This is a genomic window from Microlunatus elymi, assembly GCF_007362775.1.
Classification (GTDB): domain Bacteria; phylum Actinomycetota; class Actinomycetes; order Propionibacteriales; family Propionibacteriaceae; genus Microlunatus; species Microlunatus elymi.
Genome location: NZ_CP041692.1, coordinates 792,154 through 809,932 on the forward strand (window position 1 = coordinate 792,154; position 17,779 = coordinate 809,932).

Below are 17,779 nucleotides of genomic sequence, written 5' to 3' on the forward strand. Positions count from 1 at the left end.
TGGCGCGGATCAGGCCGGGGCGGTCAGCAGCTCAGCGGGCGCGGCGCTCCACCCGCTCGACGTCGATCAGGGTGACCGAACGGGGTTCCAGCCGGATCCAGCCACGGGCGGCGAAATCGGCCAGCGCCTTGTTCACGGTTTCGCGGGAGGCGCCGACCAGCTGGGCCAGCTCCTCCTGGGTCAGATCGTGGTGGACGTGGATGCCGTCCTCGCGATGATCACCGAACCGGCCGGCCAGATCGAGCAGGGCCTTGGCAACCCGGCCCGGTACGTCGGAGAAGACCAGGTCCGCCGTGGTGTCGTTGGCCCGGCGCAATCGGCCGGCCAACTGACTGAGCAGACCCTGGGCGACCTCGGGGCGGCCGACCAGCCACTGATTCAGGACGTCGTGCTCCAGCACCCGCAGTTCACAGCTGGTGACCGCAGTGGCGGTGGTGGATCGCGGGCCGGGGTCGAAGACGGAGAGCTCGCCGAACATCTGACCCGGGCCGAGCACGCCCATCAGATTCTCCCGGCCGGCCGAACCGCTGCGACCCAACTTGATCTTGCCGCTGACGACGACGTACAGACGGTCCTCAGTGTCACCCTCGTGAAACAGGATCTCGCCCTTGGCGAGCTTGAGGGTGCCCATGGTCGCGGACAGCGCAGCCACCGCCTCGTCCTCGAGCCCCTTGAACAGCGGTGCCTGCTTCAAGACTTCGGGGTCCACGTGCCCTCCTGGTCATCTGCATTTTCCACGACAGGCTACAGTCAGCGGCCCGGCTCTGCACCAGGTCCGTCGGCGGGCCGGAACAACGCAGGGAGGCTATCGAAGTTTCGCCGTCGACGGCACATCGCGGCCTCAGCGGTCCCGGAACCGCTGTCCGCGCCGCTCAGTAGGCTGACCGGCATGACTACAGGCTCGACCTCGTCCGCCCCGGCCGCGTCCGGCGCCGATCCCGTGATCGGCACGACGCCGGTCCACCAGGTCGCGGACAAGGCCGCTGCCGTGCCGAGGAGCCGCGTTGTGGACAAGAGCCGGACCGCGCTGGTCCGCCGAGCGCGCACGATGAACCGGGTCCTGCACGAGTTGTATCCGGATGCGCACTGCGAGCTCGACTTCGCCAACCCCTTGCAGCTGCTCGTCGCCACCATCCTGAGCGCGCAGACCACCGACAAGCGGGTCAATCTGGTCACGCCCGCGTTGTTCGCCCGCTATCCGGACGCGGCCGCGCTGGCCGGGGCCGAGCGGGCCGATCTGGAGGAGCTGCTGAAGCCGACCGGCTTCTTCCGGGCCAAGACCGACACGGTGCTCAAGCTCGGTGCCGCGCTGGTCGAGCGGTACGACGGTGAGGTGCCGGCCAAACTCAAGGAGCTGGTCACCCTGCCCGGCGTCGGCCGGAAGACGGCCAACGTGGTCCTGGGCAATGCGTTCGACGTCCCCGGGATCACCGTCGACACCCACGTCGGCCGGCTGGTGCGCCGCTTCGGCTGGACCATCGAGACCGAGCCCGACAAGGTCGAAGCCGAGATCGGCGAGCTGTTCCCGCGCAAGGACTGGACCCAGCTCAGCCAGAACATCATCTGGCACGGCCGCCGCCGCTGCCATGCCCGCAACCCCGCTTGCGGCGCCTGCCCGCTTGCCCGCTGGTGCCCGTCCTACGGCGAGGGGCCGACCGACCCGGCCAAGGCAGCCAAGCTGGTCCGGGAACCGCGCGGATGAGTGGTTCGGGTGTCCGGGGTCTTGTCGTTGCGGGGGTTGTCGGCGCACTTGTCGTGGTGGCCGGGTGTGGCAGTTCGGACGGCGCCGGACAGGCCGGGCCATCATCGATCGGGTCGCCGTCGTCCGCGGCGTCGAGTGCGTCGAGCAGCGAACTGGCCCAGTTGAAGAAGGAGGCCGGGATCGCGGATTGTCCGACCAGCGATCCCAACGTGGCGGCCCGGGCCGACGGGTTGCCCGACGTCACGTTGGACTGTCTCGGCGGCGGCCGCGAGGTCCGGCTGGCCGGGTTGCGGGGTACGCCGATGGTGATCAACATCTGGGCCCAGTGGTGCCGGCCGTGCCGGCAGGAGGCGCCGCATCTGGCATCGCTCTCGGCGAAGGCGGGCGACAAGATCAACTTCCTCGGCATCGACTACAACGATCCCGATCCGGCCGCCGCGATCCAGTATGCCGGAATGGCCGACTGGAGCTATCCGCAACTGCAGGATCAAGATCAACAACTCAAGGCGCCGCTGAAGATCCTTGGCCCGCCGCAGACGTTCTTCGTCGACGCGGACGGCAAGATCACCTACCGGCACAACGGTCCCTACACCTCCGATCAACAACTGCGGCGAGACATCGATGATCATCTCGGGGTCCCATTGTGAGGACCGACGACGAGTTACCGGCGTGGTTGAACACCCTGCGCGACACCTTGAGTGATCCCGGTACGCCGTACCGATTCACTCAGCAGGAACGTCGTCCCGCCGCGGTGTTGATCTTGTTCGGGGAAGGAGCTGACGGCCCGGATCTGCTGTTCATCGAGCGGTCGTCGTTGCTGCGTTCGCATCCTGGACAGATGGCGTTTCCCGGCGGGGGCTTCGAACCCGATGATCATGATCTGGCCGCGACCGCGCTGCGCGAGGCACACGAGGAGACCGGCCTGGATCCCGACGGTGTCGACGTGTTCGGCGAGCTCGCCACCATCGAGGTGCCGATCAGCGGCTACCGGGTGACTCCGGAACTAGGCTGGTGGCGGCGGCCGAGTCCGGTCACCGCAGCCGACCCCGGCGAGGTCGCCTCCGTACACCGGATTCCGATCGCGGAGCTGACCGAGCCCGCCAACCGTTTCGCGATGACTCACCCCAGCGGCCGGATCGGACCGGGCTTCCTGATCGGCGATCTGCTGATCTGGGGTCTGACCGCCCACATGGTCAACGGCGTACTGTCGCGCGGAGGATGGCAACGGCCATGGGATCGCCACCGCACCATGGCCGTACCGCAGCGCTATCTCGGCCGGCCGGAGAACACGGATCCCGGACCGGACGTGGTGGACGACAGAGAAGATGATCTTGAACTGGCAGAGGAGCAGCCCGATGACCGATGACCTGACCGACCAGCTGGCGGCCCGGTTCGCGAACCTGCTGCCGGAGCATGCCGATGTCGGCGGAGAGCTGCTGCAGCGCTACGCCGAGCCGCACCGGCACTATCACGACCGGCGGCACCTGGCTCGGGTGCTGGACCAGGTGGAAGGGCTGGCCACCGGCAAGCATGATCTTTTCCTGGTCCGGCTGGCGGCCTGGTTCCACGACGCGGTGTACGCGATTCCGGTCGGGCAGATCAGCAACGAGGAAGCCTCGGCCCGGTTGGCGATCCGGACGCTCGGACGGTGCGGATTCGAGCAGGAGGAGATCGGCGAGGTCGCCCGGCTGGTACGGCTGACCGAGACCCATCGACCCACCGGCTCGGATCCCGACGGCGAGTTGCTGTGCGATGCCGACCTGTCCATCCTCGCGGCGGAACCGGACGAGTATCGCCGCTACGTCGACGATGTCCGGCAGGAGTACGCGAAGGTCGATGATCATGACTTCGCCCGCGGCCGGCTCGATGTGCTGCTCAAGTTCGGCGGGCGGGAGATCTACCGGACCAGTAAGGGCCGCAAGCTGAACCCGGCCGCCCAGGCCAACGTCACCAACGAAGCATTCCGGCTGATCGAACAGCTCGGCATCGGTGATCAACTGGATCCGGACGGCTGGCCCCTCAACACCCGCTGACCCCAGCTGCTCGCCCGGCCCCTGATCTCGATTCGGGCCACGCATCTCCACACTGGTACAACTCCGGCCTGTACCGCCCGATCCCCTGCCTGTCGGCAATCGACCGGCAGCCCGAACTCGTGACAACACGACTTTGGGTGGTGCTGCGCGCGGCCCAACCGCCGAGCTTGCGACAGTGCGAGGAACCAGGGCTGATCCCGCCTGTCGAAGGGCGCGCGGGTATTTGTCCGAGGTTGTTCGGATTATTCCGAGCTAACGCAGCAGACTTCGCCCGATCGTGTGCTGCTGGCTCGGCCAAACAGTAGGACCCTCGGCGAAATCTAGTGATCTCGAGCAATCGACCCATTGCATCCATTGCGGCTTGGGGATTCCTTGTGGGTTGGTCGACTCTGCGAATTGCAGGAGGTTCTGGTCGATCCGGGCCTGCTGTGGGTGCGGGACCTCCTCGGATCCGAGCCCGTTGGGATGAGCGCTGGAGCGGCTCCTTGGTTCGGCAGGGTGTGCGAATTGCAGGAGGTTCTGGTCGATCCGGGCCTGCTGTGGGTGCGGGACCTCCTCGGATCCGAGCCCGTTGGGATGAGCGCTGGAGCGGCTCCTTGGCTCGGCAGGGTGTGCGAATTGCAGGAGGTTCGGGTCGATCCGGGCCCGCTATGGGTGCAAGACCTCCTTGGATCCGGTCCTTTCGGATCTGATGGACGGCGCGCTTTGGTGACCGGGGCGCGAACCGGCGCCGTCACCGGCGCGGACCGCGACTTTGGTGACCCAGGTTGCGAAGCGTGGCAGGAGGCTGCTGTGGCGACAGTCCCGCTGGGGTAGAGAGCCACGCGTTGAGCGGGTCCGCGGACGGATTCGGCGCGGATGACCTGGATGGCCCGGCCATCCGCACCGTGCCAGCTCGTTACCGCATCACAGCTACCTGGCGGATCGATGCAGCATGCGTACGCCGTGCGGATTGTGTGCCTGGGGTCGTGATCATCCGAGCGGCCGACGGCGAGCTGGGTACTGGCGCTAGCTCCTGCTGGTGTGCAGGGCTTCGCGCAGGGAGACTCGGGATCCCGTACGAAGCAGGGCGTTGCGGTAGATCCGGGCGGCGACCAAGATCACCACGACGGTGCTGGCGACCAAGATCAACAGCGACAGCAGCGGTTCCCACCAGGCGGCTTCGGAGAGGAAGATCCGCAGCGGCATACCGACGGCGGCCGAGAACGGAACGTACGACATGATCGTCACCACGAGATCGTTGTTGTTGAAGAAGATCACCAGGAAGTACGGGATCATCACCAGCATGGTGACCGGCGCCACCGTGGACTGCACGTCCTCCTGTCGCGACACCAACGACGCGGCGGCGGCGAACAACGCAGCCAGCAACACGAATCCGATCACGAAGAAGACGACGAACCAGGCCAGCGGCGCGCCCAGTGCCGACAACAGCTCGTTGTTGCCGGTGACCGTCATGCCGATCACCGCACAGGCACCGATCAGCACCACCTGGCCGAAGGCGAGCAAACTGTTGCCGACGATCTTGCCGGTCAGCAACACCCGAGCCGGGATGGTGGACAACAGGATCTCGACGATCCGGGTCTGCTTCTCCTCCACCACACTCTGTGCGATGGTGCCGCCGAAGGTGGTCGCCGAGATGAAGAACAGCAGCCCGAATCCGAGCGCTGCCAGGTAGCGCACCCCGGGTGGTGTCGCGTTCGGGTTGAGCAACTCCACCGATGGGCTGATGCTGAGCGCGGCCACCAGGTTGTCCGGGGCCGAGTCGTCGGCGATGATCTTGAAACCGGTCGGGTTGCCGGAGTCGCTGATCACCGCGGCGTCGACGGTGCCGTCGTTGATCAACTTCTCCGCGGCATCGCGATCGGGTACGGACTTCACCGTGACGTTGGGTACGTGGGCGAGTTCGGCGGCGGCCGGTCCGACCGCGGCGACGGCGACGGTGGTGGTGGACTGGCGTTGGCTGAGTGCACCGCCGATGATCACTGCCGCCAGCACCGCGACCAGCATCAGCCCGGTGGAGATCAGGAATGCCTTGCTCCGGACCCGGGCGATGATCTCGCGTTCGGCGACCAGCCAGACGGACTGGCCGAGATTCGGCGTCGACGGGCCGTTGCCACCGGCCGGGGACGTCGTGGACTGAAGGGTGCTGGTCACTGGATGACCTCCTTGAAGATCTCGGCCAGCCGGGGCCGGTGCGGGGTGAAGTTGAAGACGGGACCGCGTTCGATCGCGTTGCGCAGCACGGCCTGCGCTGCCTCGGGCGACTCGGCGTCGAAGAGCGCGTTCGGTCCGTCGAACTCGCGGACCACGATGCCGGGTTGATCACGGAGCCAGCCGGCGTCGGCGCCGAACGTGGCCCGATAGCTGCTGCCGGCGTACTGCTCCCGCAACTCCTCCCGGTCCCCGGCGGCGCGGATGCTGCCATCGGCAATGATCACCAGGTCGTCGCAGAGCCGTTCCACGATGTCCAACTGGTGCGAGGAGAACAGCACCGGCACGCCGGCAGCAGCACGTTCGGCCAGCACGCCGAGCACCACCTCGACGGCCAGCGGATCGAGACCGGAGAACGGCTCGTCCAAGATCAACGCCTCCGGGTCGTGCACCAGCGCGGCCGCGACCTGGGCTCGTTGCTGGTTGCCCAAGGAGAGTGCCTCGACCCGATCACCGATCCGGTCGGCCAACCCGAGCTTGTCCAGCAGGTCGGTGGTGTTGCTGCGGGCCGCCGCCGGTGTCAGTCCGTGTAGCCGGGCCAGATAGATCAGCTGCTCACCGATCGGCATCTTCGGATACAGCCCGCGTTCCTCCGGCATGTAGCCGAAGCGGCGCCGGTCGGACTCGGTGATCTCGGCGCCGTTCAGCCGCACCTCGCCGCTGTCGGCGGTCAGTACGCCGAGCATGATCCGCATCGTGGTGGTCTTGCCGGCACCGTTGCGTCCGACGAACCCGGTCAGCCGTCCGCTCTCGACGGTGAAGCTCACGTCGGTGAGCACCCGGCGCCCGTCGAACGATCTGTTGATCTTCTTCACTTCCAGCATGCTCACACCGTACGAAGATCAACATCGTCGGCGCATCCCCCGCACGGTGGGTCTTCGTCCCTCCACCTCACGACGGAGATCCTCCGACTTGCCAGCGTCAGGAAGCGCGATAGCGCCTTCTCCCGCTGACAAGTCGGGGGTTATGGGGTCAGTTCGGCTTGCTGGACGCAGATCGCGATCTGGACCCGGTTGTTGAGTTCGAGTCGGTCCAGCAGCCGGGACACGTACGTTTTCACCGTCGGCACCGACAGTTGCAGCCGGCCGGCGATCTCGGCGTTGTTGGCGCCGTCGGCAATCGCCATCGCCACCTCCAACTCCCGTTCGGACAACTCGGCGAGTCGTGCCCTGGCCCGCTCCCGGCGCTCGGTTCGGTCATCGGCCTGGACGTGGTGCAGCAGCGTACGAACCGCACTCGGCGACAGGATCGGCTCGCCGTCGCGGACCGCGCGGATCGCGGACACCAACTTCGCCGGCGGCGTGTCCTTGAGCAGGAATCCGTCCGCGCCGGCGGAGAGCGCGGCCAGCACCATGTCGTCGGTGTCGAAGGTGGTCAGCGCGATCACCGTGATCGTCGGGTGGCCGGCGGTGATCTCGCGGGTGGTCCGGATGCCGTCCAGCACCGGCATCCGCAGATCCATCAGGATCAGGTCGGGTTGCAGGGTTCCCAACTGTGCAAGGCAATCTCGGCCGTTGATCGCCTCACCGACGACGCTGAAATCGGGCTGACCGCCGAGCATCAGCCCCAGCGCCGACCGTACGATCGGATCGTCGTCGACGATCAGGATCCGTGTCGGTCGGCTCGGATCCGACTCGGTCCCGGTCGATCGGCCAGCTGGCGGCTCAGTCACGCCGACCACGGTAGCCGGACCTGCAGTTGGTAGCGGTCGAAGCGGCTGCCGGACTGCAGCGTGCCGCCGAGCAGCGCCACGCGCTCCTGCAACCCGATCAGGCCGAAGCCGGAGTCGGGCAGTGACGAGCCGACGATCCGCAACGGGTTGCTGATCGTCACCGTCACCTGCTCGCCGACCGCGCCCTCGATGGTCACACTCACTGGCGCACCGGGTGCGTGCCGGGACGCGTTCGTCAACCCCTCCTGGACGATCCGGTAGACGGCCCGGCCGAGTTGGTCGGGCAGCCGCTCGGAGATCATCGGGTCGATCTGATCGATCACCTCCATCCCGGCGGCTCGGTTGAAGGTGATCAACTCAGCGACGTCCGCCGAGGTCGGCAACGGCCGGGTGCCGTCGCCGCCGTCGGTGTCCCGGAGCACACCGAGCACGTCGCGCAATTCGATCATGGCCTGATGGGAAGCCTGCTGGATGATCTCCATCGACTGATGCAGTTCGGTCGCCGACAAGCCGTCGCGAAAGGCGAGAGCGCCCGCGTGCATGGAGATCTGCGAGATGCGGTGCGCCAGCCCGTCGTGCATCTCGCGGGCGATCCGCTCCCGTTCCAGGCTGCGAGCCTGGGCCACCCGAAGATCGCGTTCGGCCTCGGCGCGTTCGGCCCGATCGCGCAGCGTCCACAGCAATTCCCGGCGGGCACCGACCTGCCCACCCCAGGCGGCGATCAACACCATCAAACCGACCACGACCAAGATCAACAGCACCACGACGAGCAGGGTGATCGGCCAGTAGGACAGCAATTTCCCGTTGGCGTCGCGGAATCGGATGTCGTCGAACACGTGCGGATCGTGGATCGGTGCGTACGCGAAGCTGGCCGCCAGACAGGCGCCGGCGACGAGTACGTACTGCGACCAGCGACGGGTGGTGGCCAGCGAGAAGCCGGCCCAGAGGGCGGGTCCGGTGGACAGCGGTGAGACGGCAGCCAGCAGGCCGATGATCAACGCCACCGCGGCGGGCCGGCGACGACGCCAGAACACCAGCGGCCAGCAGATCGCGGCTGCGACCAGATCGACGATCAGCATCACCGTCGACGCGTCGGACGAGTCGGCGATGAAAACCGTCAGGCTGATCGCCGCCGCAACCAGGATCCGCCACAGATAGCCGCGGCGGCTGACGGGCGGCGGTTGATACTTTCCGACGTTCACCTGAGCGAACCTAACCTGCCGATCGGCGAGGTTCGAGCCGGCGATCGGACGATCGTCATGCGACCAAAGGATGACCGAGGTCGATGCCGTCGCCCGATACCGTACGGACGCGACGGCAACGAGGCTGAGGCCATGATCGTTGCGAATCAAGTTTCCAAGCAGTACGGCGCCGCGCACGCGCTGCGCGACGTCTCGTTCGGTTGCGAACGCGGCCGGGTCACCGGCCTGCTCGGCCCCAACGGTGCCGGCAAGTCCACCATGATGCGGATCATGGTCGGTCTGTCCCGACCGTCAGCGGGTGCGGTCACCTTCGACGGTGTGCCGTACGTGCAGCTTCCGTCGCCCGGACACGTGGTCGGCGTGATGCTCGATGCGGGCGCCCAGCACGGCGGCCGGACCGGCGCCGAAGTGCTGACGCTGGGGGCGCGCAGCCTCGGGTTGCCGACCCGGCGGGTGAAGGAGGTGCTGGACCTGGTCGGCCTGTCGACCGCGGAAGCGAAGCGCCGGGTCAGGGCGTACTCGCTCGGCATGCGGCAGCGGCTCGGCATCGCCCACGCGCTGCTGGCGAATCCGGAGGTGTTGATCTTCGACGAACCGGCCAACGGGCTGGACCCGTCGGGGATCCGCTGGATCCGGCAACTGCTGGCCGACCACGCGCAGGCCGGCGGCACCGTGCTGCTGTCCAGCCATCTGATCCACGAGGTGGAGCTGGTGGCCGACGATCTCGTCCTGATCGGCGACGGGCGGGTGCTGGCCACCGGCACCAAACAGGATCTGCTGAACGACCTGACCAGCACCAGCACCCAGGTCGACTCCGACGACAACCGAGCTTTGGCCGGCGCGCTCGCCGCGGCCGGACATCAGGCCCGACCGGACGGCATCGGACTGACCGTGAACGCCGAGCCGGCTGCCGTGGGCGCGGTCGCCGCAGCACAGCGGATCGCTCTGAAACACCTCAGCCGGGCCGCCGGCAGCAGCCTGGAGGAGGAGTTCTTCCGGCTGACCAGCGGGACCGCGCGCGAGTCGGTGGGCGGATCTGCGGCCGTACCCGATCTTGATCCGTCCAGCCGGCAGCACGACAACAACCTGACAGGAGCCGTCCGATGACCACCGCCGCCACCGTCCCGGCGCGGCCGCAGGGCCGCAGCATCCCGTCCGTTGCCAACCGCTTCGACCGGCAGGTGCTGGTGGAGCTCCGCAAGTCGGTCGACACCCGGTCCGGGCGTACGTTGATGATCATCATCGCCGCCCTGGTGTTGGTGGTGTTGGCCATCCAGATCGCGCTCGGCCGGACTGTCGACGAGATCGGTCTGTCCTTCGGCGATCTTGCCTTCACGACCGGTGTCGCGACCGCGATGTTGTTGCCGATCCTGGGCATCTTGTTGATCACCAGCGAATGGAGCCAGCGAACCACCTTGATCACCTTCACTCTGGAGCCGCGCCGGATCCAGGTGATCGCGGCCAAGCTGGGCGCGGGGGTGATCATGGCGGTGGCCGCGACGGCGGTCGTACTCGCGATTGCTGCCGCCGCCACACCCGTTGCCGGCGCGATAGCGGACCGGCCGGTCGACTGGGCGTTACCGATGGGACCGTTCCTCGGATTCCTTGCTCAGCAGGTGATCGCGGTGATCAGCGGGATGGCGCTGGCGGCGTTGATCTTGAACACGCCCGCCTCGATCGTCGCCTATGTCGGGTACGCGTTGGTGTTGCCGATGCTGCTGCCGCTGGCGTCCTTGTGGAAGCCGGCCGAGAAGGTCGTGCCTTGGATCGACTTCTCCGGTGCTCAGGCCGGGCTGACCGCGACCATGGCCGGGTCGGACTGGGCCCACCTGGCGGTGTCCGGTGGGATCTGGCTGGTGCTCCCGCTGGTGCTCGGCACGATCCGGATCGTCCGCAGCGAGATCTCCTGATCACTCTCGATATCCCCGACTTGTCAGCGTCAGGAGGCGCCATAGCGCTCCCTGACGCTGACAAGTCGGTGGATGGGGGCAGGTTCAGTCGGCGGGGATGACGATCTGGTTCTCGTAGGCGTAGATCACGGCCTGGATCCGGTCCCGGAGCTGGAGTTTCGCCAGCAGGTTGGAGACATGAGTCTTCACGGTTGCTTCGCCGACGACCAGACAGCCGGCGATTTCGGCGTTGGACATGCCTTGGGCCAGCAACCGCAGCACCTCGGCCTCGCGTTCGGTGAGTTGCGGTGGCGCAGGTGTCCCGGCCGGTCGCGGTCGGCGAGCCGCGACCGGTTTTTGATCATGATCTGCCCGGTACTCATGATCAAGACGTCCCGCGAAGCGGGCGATCACCCGTTTGGTGACCGCGGGGGACAGCAGCGCATCGCCGGCGGCCACCACTCGTACGGCCTCGATCAGACTCTCCGGAGAGCTGTTCTTCAGCAGGAATCCGCTGGCGCCGGCCTGCAGGGCCTCGTACAGATAGTCGTCTCGGTCGAACGTGGTCAAGATCAACACTGCCGCATCCACCCGCGGATCGTCGACCAGCTGCCGGGTCGCTGCCAGGCCGTCCATGATCGGCATCTGTACGTCCATGCAGATCACATCGGGCTTCAGCTCCTGCGCCCGGAGAATCGCCTGCTCACCGTTGACCGCCTCCCCGACCACGTCGATGCCCTCGGTCAGGTCCAAGATCACTCGGAATCCGTACCGGACGAGTTCTTGATCATCGACGATCAGCACCCGGACCGGAGCGGCCGCGGTGATCATGGCCGGCTGCCGGTCGGTCGGGGCAGCGGCATCCGGGCGCGGACCAGGTAGCCGCCCCGTTGCAGCGGGCCGAGTTCGACGGTGCCGCCCGATGCTGCCACCCGCTCGCGGATGCCTTGCTGTCCCAGTCCGGTGCCGTTGCCGCGGGTGGGCCGCTGGCTGCCACTGTTGCTGATCTCGATCTCCACTTCGTCCGGGTAGTAGCGCAATCGGACGTCGGCGGTCGCTCGCGGCCCGGCATGTTTGCGTACGTTGGTCAAGGCTTCCTGGGTGATCCGGTAGATGTTCAGATCGGTCACCGATGGTAGCGGTCGAGGCTCGCCGATCACCTCCAGCCGGACCGGCATTCCGTCCATGATCAACTGCTGGACCAGTTCGTCCAGACGCTGGACGCCGATCGTCGGAGCGGAGTTGATCTTGCTCTGATCCGGTGTGCCGGGTTCGTCCCGCAGCGTGCCGAGGATGCCGCGCAACTCCTCGATCGCGTCCCGGGCGCTCGACTCGATCTGATCAAGTGCGACCCGGCTGGTGTCGGGGGATCGGTCCAGGGCGAGCCGCGCAGCCCCGGCCTGGACACCCATCACCGAAACGTGATGGGCCACCACGTCGTGCAACTCGCGGGCGATCCGGAGCCGTTCGAGCATGATCGCCTGCCGGGTCGAACGGGCGCGTTCTTCTGCCAACTCCTGGGTCCGGCGGAGCAACGTGTCCTGCTCGATCGCCTGCGCGTAGCTGCGATTGCCCAGGTAGTAGGCGCCGACGAAGAAGGTGGCGTTGGTGAGCAGCTGGATCAGCGCGATCGAGACGAACGGCGAGAACGGTCCGGTCTGCGCCGGTGCGTCAGTCATCGGCCGGGTGGCGTAGATGAAGATCGCGATGATCAACCAGGCGAACATCCCGGCCATGATCAGCAACCGGGTCCAGCGGGCTCGCTGCCGATTCGGCTCCCAGGCGCCGACGGTGTAGAACGCGACGAACAAGGCGATGTTGTGGAAGAACAACGACACCCCGAACGCGATCCCGCCGGCCAGGAAGGCGGCAGCGACGATCAGCGCCACCAGGTTGGGATGTTGCCGGCGCCAGATGAGCGGCACCGTGAGCACCGCGGACCAGATCAACTCCAGCCAGAGCGGAGCATGGGTGGGCGAGGCCAGCCCGGCCCACGGATAGAGCGGCATGGTGATCACCGCGGCCACGCAGAGCGCGATCGCCGCAACCAGGTCGGCTCGCCGCCCCACCGGTCCCGGAGCCGGCCGATGCCAACCCGGATAGGGCGGATCGATGCTGGGCATCAACTCGCTCAGCGAGTCGGAGATGTGGACATCACGGCCCGGCGGCGGACCGTCGTACGATGTCGAGCCGGCTGGTGCACTCACCGGACCACCGTAACCAGCCGCTCGACCGCAGGGATCCCTCGTACGACGGAGATCCCTGCCGACTTGTCAGAACGTGGTTGGCCTATAGCCCAACCACGTTCTGACAACTCGGTCAGTGGGAGTCGGTGGGCAGGGCCGCGTGCGCCGGCGTGGCCTCGATGGTCTTGGCGGTGGCGGCAGCATTGCCGCGGGCGATCGCGGCCTTCACCGCGTTCGCGGTCTGCTGCCCCTGGGCGATGGCGCGCTCGGGACCCTTGATCTTGCGGACCAGCACGTAGCCGATCAGGCCGAGCACACCGGCGATCACCACCAGCACACCGGCCATGATCACGAACGCCACCGCGATCGGCACGTCCAGCCACTGCCAGATGAACAACGCGCCGGCGATGAAGAGCAAGATCAACGCGTTCAGAACCAGGTAGAGCGCGCCGGAGAACATGCCGGCACCGGCACCCGCCTTCTGCGCCGACGGCATCAACTCCTGTTTGGCGAGTTCGACCTCACCCTGGATCAGCGTCCTGATGTCGCCCTGGATGTCCTTGACGATGTCGGCGACGCCGGGAGCCTCGGGGGTCGATCCAGGAGTCTGCTCCGATCGCGAGTTCGCCATGACCGCGTTCTCCTCCCGCGTCGCCGAACGACGCTAGACGCCGATGAACCTCGGTTGAGCCTATCGGAGTGGATGATCATCGGTTGCTTACCCATCCGGCAGTGTCAATCAACGTTGCTGACTCGGCGTCGTGATCGGCTCCGCCGGGTCAAGCTGATCGTCGCCAGGATCCCGGCCAGTACGGAGCCGATGAGCACCGCGGTCTTCGCGTGTTCGGCGAGTCCCGGGTCGTCCGGGAAGGCCAGGTCGGAAACCAGCAGAGCGACGGTGAACCCGACCCCGGCCAGCACCGCCACCGAGAACACCTCCCGCCAGCGCAGCCCGGGCGCCAACTCGGCCCGCGTGAACCGGGCCGTCAGATAGGCGCCGCCGAAGACGCCGATCGTCTTGCCGAGCACCAGGCCGGCCACTACGCCGATCGCCAGCGGCTCGTGCACCAGCTGGGCCAGCACCCTCGGGCTGAGCGAGACGCCGGCCGACAGCAAGGCGAACAGCGGCACCGCGACCGCGCTGGAGACCGGCCGCCAGACGTGCTCCCAGCGCTCCACCGGCGGGTGATCCTCCCGAAGGCCCGAACGGGTCACCAGACCGATCGCCACGCCGGCGATGGTCGCGTGCACTCCGCTCTGCAACGTGCAGACCCAGGCCAGCACACCGAGCGGCAGGAAGATCCACCAGCGGTCGATGCGCCGCCGCTGCAACAACCACCACAGCAGGACACAGCCGGCCGCGCCCAGCAGCCAGCCGAGCCGGATGGTGTCGGTGAAGACGGTCGCGATCACGGCGATGGTGCCGAGGTCGTCGACGATCGCCAGGGTCAGCAGAAACGCCCGCAGGCTGGCCGGCAGTCCCCGGCCGACCACGCCGAGGATGGCCAACGCGAAGGCGATGTCGGTGGCCATTGGAATCGCCCAGCCTTCGGGCCGTCCGCCGCGGGCGGGCAGATTGATCAGCAGAAAGACGACCGCCGGCATCACCATCCCGCAGACCGCCGCGACGATCGGCACCAGCGCGTCGGCCGGACGCGACAGCGAGCCGACCGTCAGCTCCCGTTTGAGCTCGAGCCCGGCGACGAAGAAGAAGATCGCCAGCAGCCCGTCGGATGCCCAGTGCTCCAGGGACAGCGGCCCCAGCCGCACGTCGCGGACCAGGTCGTACGAAGCATGGTCGAGATTGGCCCAGATCAGGGCGACGGCGGCGGCCACCAGCATCAGTACGCCGCCGAACGTTTCGTCCCGCAGGATCTCGGCGATCGTCCGGCGGTCGGGTCCGGCGCCGAAGATCATTCGGCGTCCGGCGGCAGGATCGGAATTGGAATCGGAGTCGGTCACGGGGCCCTTCCGGGGTCGACAGCACACGTTCTGCCGACCAGACTTCCCGGCGCTCCACCGGTCAGCCTATCGGTACCACCCGCCATTCCTCCGCGACCGAGTCCGGAGCGCCCCGTCAGTTCAGCGCCAGTCGCCCGGCTTCGGAGGCTGCTGACCGGGTTGGCCGACCTGCGGCGGGCCGACCTGGGGAGGGGGCACCTGCGGCGAGTAGCCGTGAACCCCCGGCTGCGGTCCCGAGGGTTGCGGTGCCGGGCCCGAGGGTTGCGGTGCCGGACCCGAGGGCTGCGGAGCCGGTTGGCCCTGCCCGGGACGCGCCTGCTGCGGCGCGGCCGGACGATGACCCGACTGTACGGCCTGCTGGATCGACTGCGTGGTCGCTCCGGCTTCGCCGTCAGCGAGCGGCCGGACGACCACCGCGGTGCCGTAGGCGCAGATCTCGGTGAAGTTCTGGCCGATGTCACCGGTGTCGAACCGCATCCCGATGATCGCGTTCGCGCCGCGCTGCTGCGCATCCGCCCACATCCGGTTCATCACTTCGTTGCGGCTCTCGTACACGAGCTTGGTGTATTCGGTGACTTCGCCTCCTCCGATGGCCCGGAAGCCGGCGACGAAGTTGGCACCGATGTTGGCCGCGCGGACGGTCATGCCCATCACTTCGCCGAGGACCGCCTCGATCCCGTACCCGGCCACCTCGTTGGTGGTGACGATGATCATCTTCTCAGTCCTCGCTCGGAGCGGTGGCCAGGTTGGTCTTGATCAGGTCCATCACCGTCGAGTCCTGCAGAGTGGTGACGTCGCCGAGCTCGCGGTTCTCGGCGATGTCACGCAGCAGCCGCCGCATGATCTTGCCCGAACGCGTCTTCGGCAGCTCCTCCACGATCATGATCTGCCGCGGCCGGGCGATCGGACCGATCTCGTTCGCCACGTGCTGACGCAGCTCCTTCACCACGTCCGCTCCGCCGTCGCCCGCCTCGGACCGCAGGATCACGAACGCCACGATCGCCTGCCCGGTGGTCTCGTCGGTCGCCCCGACCACCGCGGCCTCGGCGACCTTCTCGTGCGACACCAGCGCCGACTCGATCTCGGTGGTCGACATCCGGTGCCCGGACACGTTCATCACGTCATCGACCCGGCCGAGCAGCCACAGATCACCGTCGGCGTCCTTCTTCGCGCCGTCGCCGGCGAAGTAGAGACCGTCGAACCGGGACCAGTACGTGCTGACGTAGCGTTCGTCGTCACCCCACAACGTACGCAGCATGGCCGGCCACGGCTTGGTGATCACCAGGTAGCCGCCCTCGCCGTTGCCGACCGGATGGCCCTCGTCGTTGACCACGTCAATGCTGACCCCGGGGAACGGAGTCATCGCGGCACCCGGCTTGCCGGACGTGACCCCGGGCATCGGCGTGATCATGTGCATGCCGGTCTCGGTCTGCCACCAGGTGTCGACCACCGGGGTGCGGTTGCCACCGATGTTCTCCCGATACCAGACGTAGGCCTCGGGGTTGATCGGCTCGCCGACCGAGCCGAGCACCCGCAGGCTGGACAGGTCGAACTTGGCCGGGATGCCGGCGCCCCACTTCATGAAGGTGCGGATCGCGGTGGGCGCGCAGTAGAGGATGGACACCTTGTACTTCTGGATGATCTCCCACCAGCGGCCCTGATGCGGGGTCTCCGGCGTGCCCTCGTACATCACGCTGGTGGTGCCGTTCACCAGCGGCCCGTAGACCAGGTACGAATGCCCGGTGACCCAGCCGATGTCGGCCGCGGTCCAGAAGACGTCGGTCTCCGGCTTCAGGTCGAACGTCGCCCAATGGGTGTACGCGGTGCCGACCAGGTAGCCACCGGTGGTGTGCAGGATGCCCTTCGGCTTCCCGGTGCTGCCGGAGGTGTACATGATGTAGAGCGGATGCTCGGCCGGGAAGTTCTCCGGCGTGTGCTCGGCGGACTGTTTGCCGACGAAGTCGCCCCACCACAGGTCCCGGCCCTCGGCCATCTCGACATCCTGGCCGGTCCGCTTGACCACCAGCACGTTGCGGACCTCCGGGCACTGCTGCAGCGCCTGATCGACGGCCGGCTTCAGCGAGGACGCCTTGCCCTTGCGGTAGCCGCCGTCGGCGGTGATCACCACCTCGCAGCCGCAGTCGGTGATCCGGCTGGCCAGCGCGTCGGCGGAGAACCCGCCGAAGACAACCGTGTGCGGTGCACCGATCCGGGCGCAGGCCAGCATCGCGATCGCGGCCTCCGGGATCATCGGCATGTAGATGGCCACCCGGTCACCGGTTTTCACGCCGAGTTCGAGCAGCGCGTTGGCCGCCTTCTTCACCTCGGTGGTGAGTTCGGCGTAGGTGATGTCGCGGCTGTCGCCCGGCTCGCCCTCGAAGTGGAACGCCACTCGGTCGCCGTTTCCGGCTTCGACATGCCGATCGCACGCGTTGTAGGCCGCGTTCAGGGTGCCGTCGGCGAACCACGTGGCGAACGGCGGGTTGCTCCAGTCCAGGGTCTGGGTCGGCTTGCTTCCCCAGGTCAGCAGGTCGGCGCGCTCGGCCCAGAACGCCTCCGGGTCGGCATTCGCCTCGTCGTAGGTCGCCTGGGTGATGTTGGCGTCGGCGGCGAGATCCGCCGGCGGTGGAAACCGCCGATCCTCGGAGAGCAGATTTTCCAGGGTCTCGTCACTCACAACACGCCTCCTTGGGTGAACACGATTCGCGGGCGACAGCCTAGTGACCGTTGTCGGCCCCTGTCCGGGGCGGGTCGCGACCCGAAGTGGTAAGAATGTCGGAGCAGATGGCCCGCACCCCCTCGAAACGGGCCGTTGCGGCAATCTGCTCCGACATCTTTACCGCTTCGACGGTCCTACTCGGGGAATCCCCTGATGTCTGAGTTGGCTTCGTCAGTAACACTTAGCCGGGCGCGGATACGGTG

The 17,779-nt window shown here is 67.4% G+C and carries 17 protein-coding genes; 6 read left to right on the forward strand and 11 right to left on the reverse strand.

Features of this window, described 5'->3' with window-relative positions; genetic code table 11:
* Positions 1–31 precede the first annotated feature (31 nt).
* Positions 32–709, reverse strand: a complete 678-nt coding sequence (locus FOE78_RS03475; protein WP_143985080.1) for a Crp/Fnr family transcriptional regulator — start codon at positions 707–709, stop codon at positions 32–34.
* Positions 710–1,048: 339 nt separating this feature from the next.
* Here FOE78_RS03475 and nth point away from each other — a divergent pair, with 339 nt between their 5' ends.
* Genes nth through FOE78_RS03495 form a run of 4 tightly spaced genes read left to right on the forward strand, consistent with a single transcriptional unit; the run spans position 1,049 to position 3,735 of the window.
* Complete coding sequence (gene nth / locus FOE78_RS03480; RefSeq protein WP_210414946.1) at positions 1,049–1,702, forward strand: endonuclease III; 654 nt, start codon at positions 1,049–1,051, stop codon at positions 1,700–1,702.
* Between the two features lie 53 nt (positions 1,703–1,755).
* Positions 1,756–2,349, forward strand: coding sequence for a TlpA family protein disulfide reductase (locus FOE78_RS03485; protein ID WP_228266025.1), 594 nt, complete (start codon positions 1,756–1,758; stop codon positions 2,347–2,349).
* Positions 2,346–3,068, forward strand: coding sequence for an NUDIX hydrolase (locus FOE78_RS03490; protein ID WP_168207358.1), 723 nt, complete (start codon positions 2,346–2,348; stop codon positions 3,066–3,068). The genes FOE78_RS03485 and FOE78_RS03490 overlap by 4 nt, the downstream gene beginning before the upstream one ends.
* A complete protein-coding gene (locus FOE78_RS03495) occupies positions 3,058–3,735 on the forward strand; it encodes an HD domain-containing protein (protein WP_143985084.1) in 678 nt (225 codons plus the stop codon). The genes FOE78_RS03490 and FOE78_RS03495 overlap by 11 nt, the downstream gene beginning before the upstream one ends.
* Positions 3,736–4,743: 1,008 nt before the next feature.
* On the opposite strand, the gene FOE78_RS03500 is transcribed toward FOE78_RS03495, so the two are convergent.
* The 4 genes from FOE78_RS03500 to FOE78_RS03515 form a co-directional block, all read right to left on the reverse strand.
* On the reverse strand, positions 4,744–5,889 hold the full coding sequence (locus FOE78_RS03500) for an ABC transporter permease (protein WP_143985085.1): 1,146 nt from the start codon (positions 5,887–5,889) through the stop codon (positions 4,744–4,746).
* Positions 5,886–6,770: an ABC transporter ATP-binding protein gene (locus FOE78_RS03505; protein ID WP_143985086.1), complete on the reverse strand. Its 885-nt coding sequence runs from the start codon at positions 6,768–6,770 to the stop codon at positions 5,886–5,888. The genes FOE78_RS03500 and FOE78_RS03505 overlap by 4 nt, the downstream gene beginning before the upstream one ends.
* Before the next feature lie 140 nt (positions 6,771–6,910).
* The gene (locus FOE78_RS03510; protein WP_228266026.1) at positions 6,911–7,618 is read right to left on the reverse strand and encodes a response regulator transcription factor; all 708 of its coding nucleotides are present in this window, start codon (positions 7,616–7,618) and stop codon (positions 6,911–6,913) included.
* Positions 7,615–8,820, reverse strand: a complete 1,206-nt coding sequence (locus FOE78_RS03515; protein ID WP_143985088.1) for a sensor histidine kinase — start codon at positions 8,818–8,820, stop codon at positions 7,615–7,617. The genes FOE78_RS03510 and FOE78_RS03515 overlap by 4 nt, the downstream gene beginning before the upstream one ends.
* Before the next feature lie 132 nt (positions 8,821–8,952).
* Here FOE78_RS03515 and FOE78_RS03520 point away from each other — a divergent pair, with 132 nt between their 5' ends.
* Both FOE78_RS03520 and FOE78_RS03525 read left to right on the forward strand, forming a co-directional pair.
* Positions 8,953–9,927 (forward strand): ATP-binding cassette domain-containing protein, encoded by a 975-nt coding sequence (locus FOE78_RS03520; protein WP_143985089.1) that lies wholly within the window; start codon positions 8,953–8,955, stop codon positions 9,925–9,927.
* A complete protein-coding gene (locus FOE78_RS03525) occupies positions 9,924–10,730 on the forward strand; it encodes an ABC transporter permease (RefSeq protein WP_143985090.1) in 807 nt (268 codons plus the stop codon). The genes FOE78_RS03520 and FOE78_RS03525 overlap by 4 nt, the downstream gene beginning before the upstream one ends.
* 84 nt (positions 10,731–10,814) lie before the next feature.
* Here FOE78_RS03525 and FOE78_RS03530 read toward each other — a convergent pair whose 3' ends face one another.
* The 6 genes from FOE78_RS03530 to acs form a co-directional block, all read right to left on the reverse strand.
* Positions 10,815–11,540, reverse strand: a complete 726-nt coding sequence (locus FOE78_RS03530) for a response regulator (RefSeq protein WP_143985091.1) — start codon at positions 11,538–11,540, stop codon at positions 10,815–10,817.
* A complete protein-coding gene (locus FOE78_RS03535; RefSeq protein WP_143985092.1) occupies positions 11,537–12,916 on the reverse strand; it encodes an ATP-binding protein in 1,380 nt (459 codons plus the stop codon). Before FOE78_RS03535 ends, FOE78_RS03530 begins: the two co-directional genes overlap by 4 nt.
* Before the next feature lie 112 nt (positions 12,917–13,028).
* Positions 13,029–13,526, reverse strand: a complete 498-nt coding sequence (locus tag FOE78_RS03540; RefSeq protein ID WP_143985093.1) for a phage holin family protein — start codon at positions 13,524–13,526, stop codon at positions 13,029–13,031.
* A gap of 104 nt (positions 13,527–13,630) precedes the next feature.
* A complete protein-coding gene (nhaA, locus tag FOE78_RS03545; RefSeq protein ID WP_228266027.1) occupies positions 13,631–14,857 on the reverse strand; it encodes a Na+/H+ antiporter NhaA in 1,227 nt (408 codons plus the stop codon).
* 120 nt (positions 14,858–14,977) lie between these two features.
* A complete protein-coding gene (locus tag FOE78_RS03550; RefSeq protein ID WP_143985094.1) occupies positions 14,978–15,571 on the reverse strand; it encodes a YbjQ family protein in 594 nt (197 codons plus the stop codon).
* A 4-nt stretch (positions 15,572–15,575) separates the two neighbouring features.
* On the reverse strand, positions 15,576–17,534 hold the full coding sequence (gene acs / locus FOE78_RS03555; RefSeq protein WP_143985095.1) for an acetate--CoA ligase: 1,959 nt from the start codon (positions 17,532–17,534) through the stop codon (positions 15,576–15,578).
* Between the last annotated feature and the right edge of the window lie 245 nt (positions 17,535–17,779).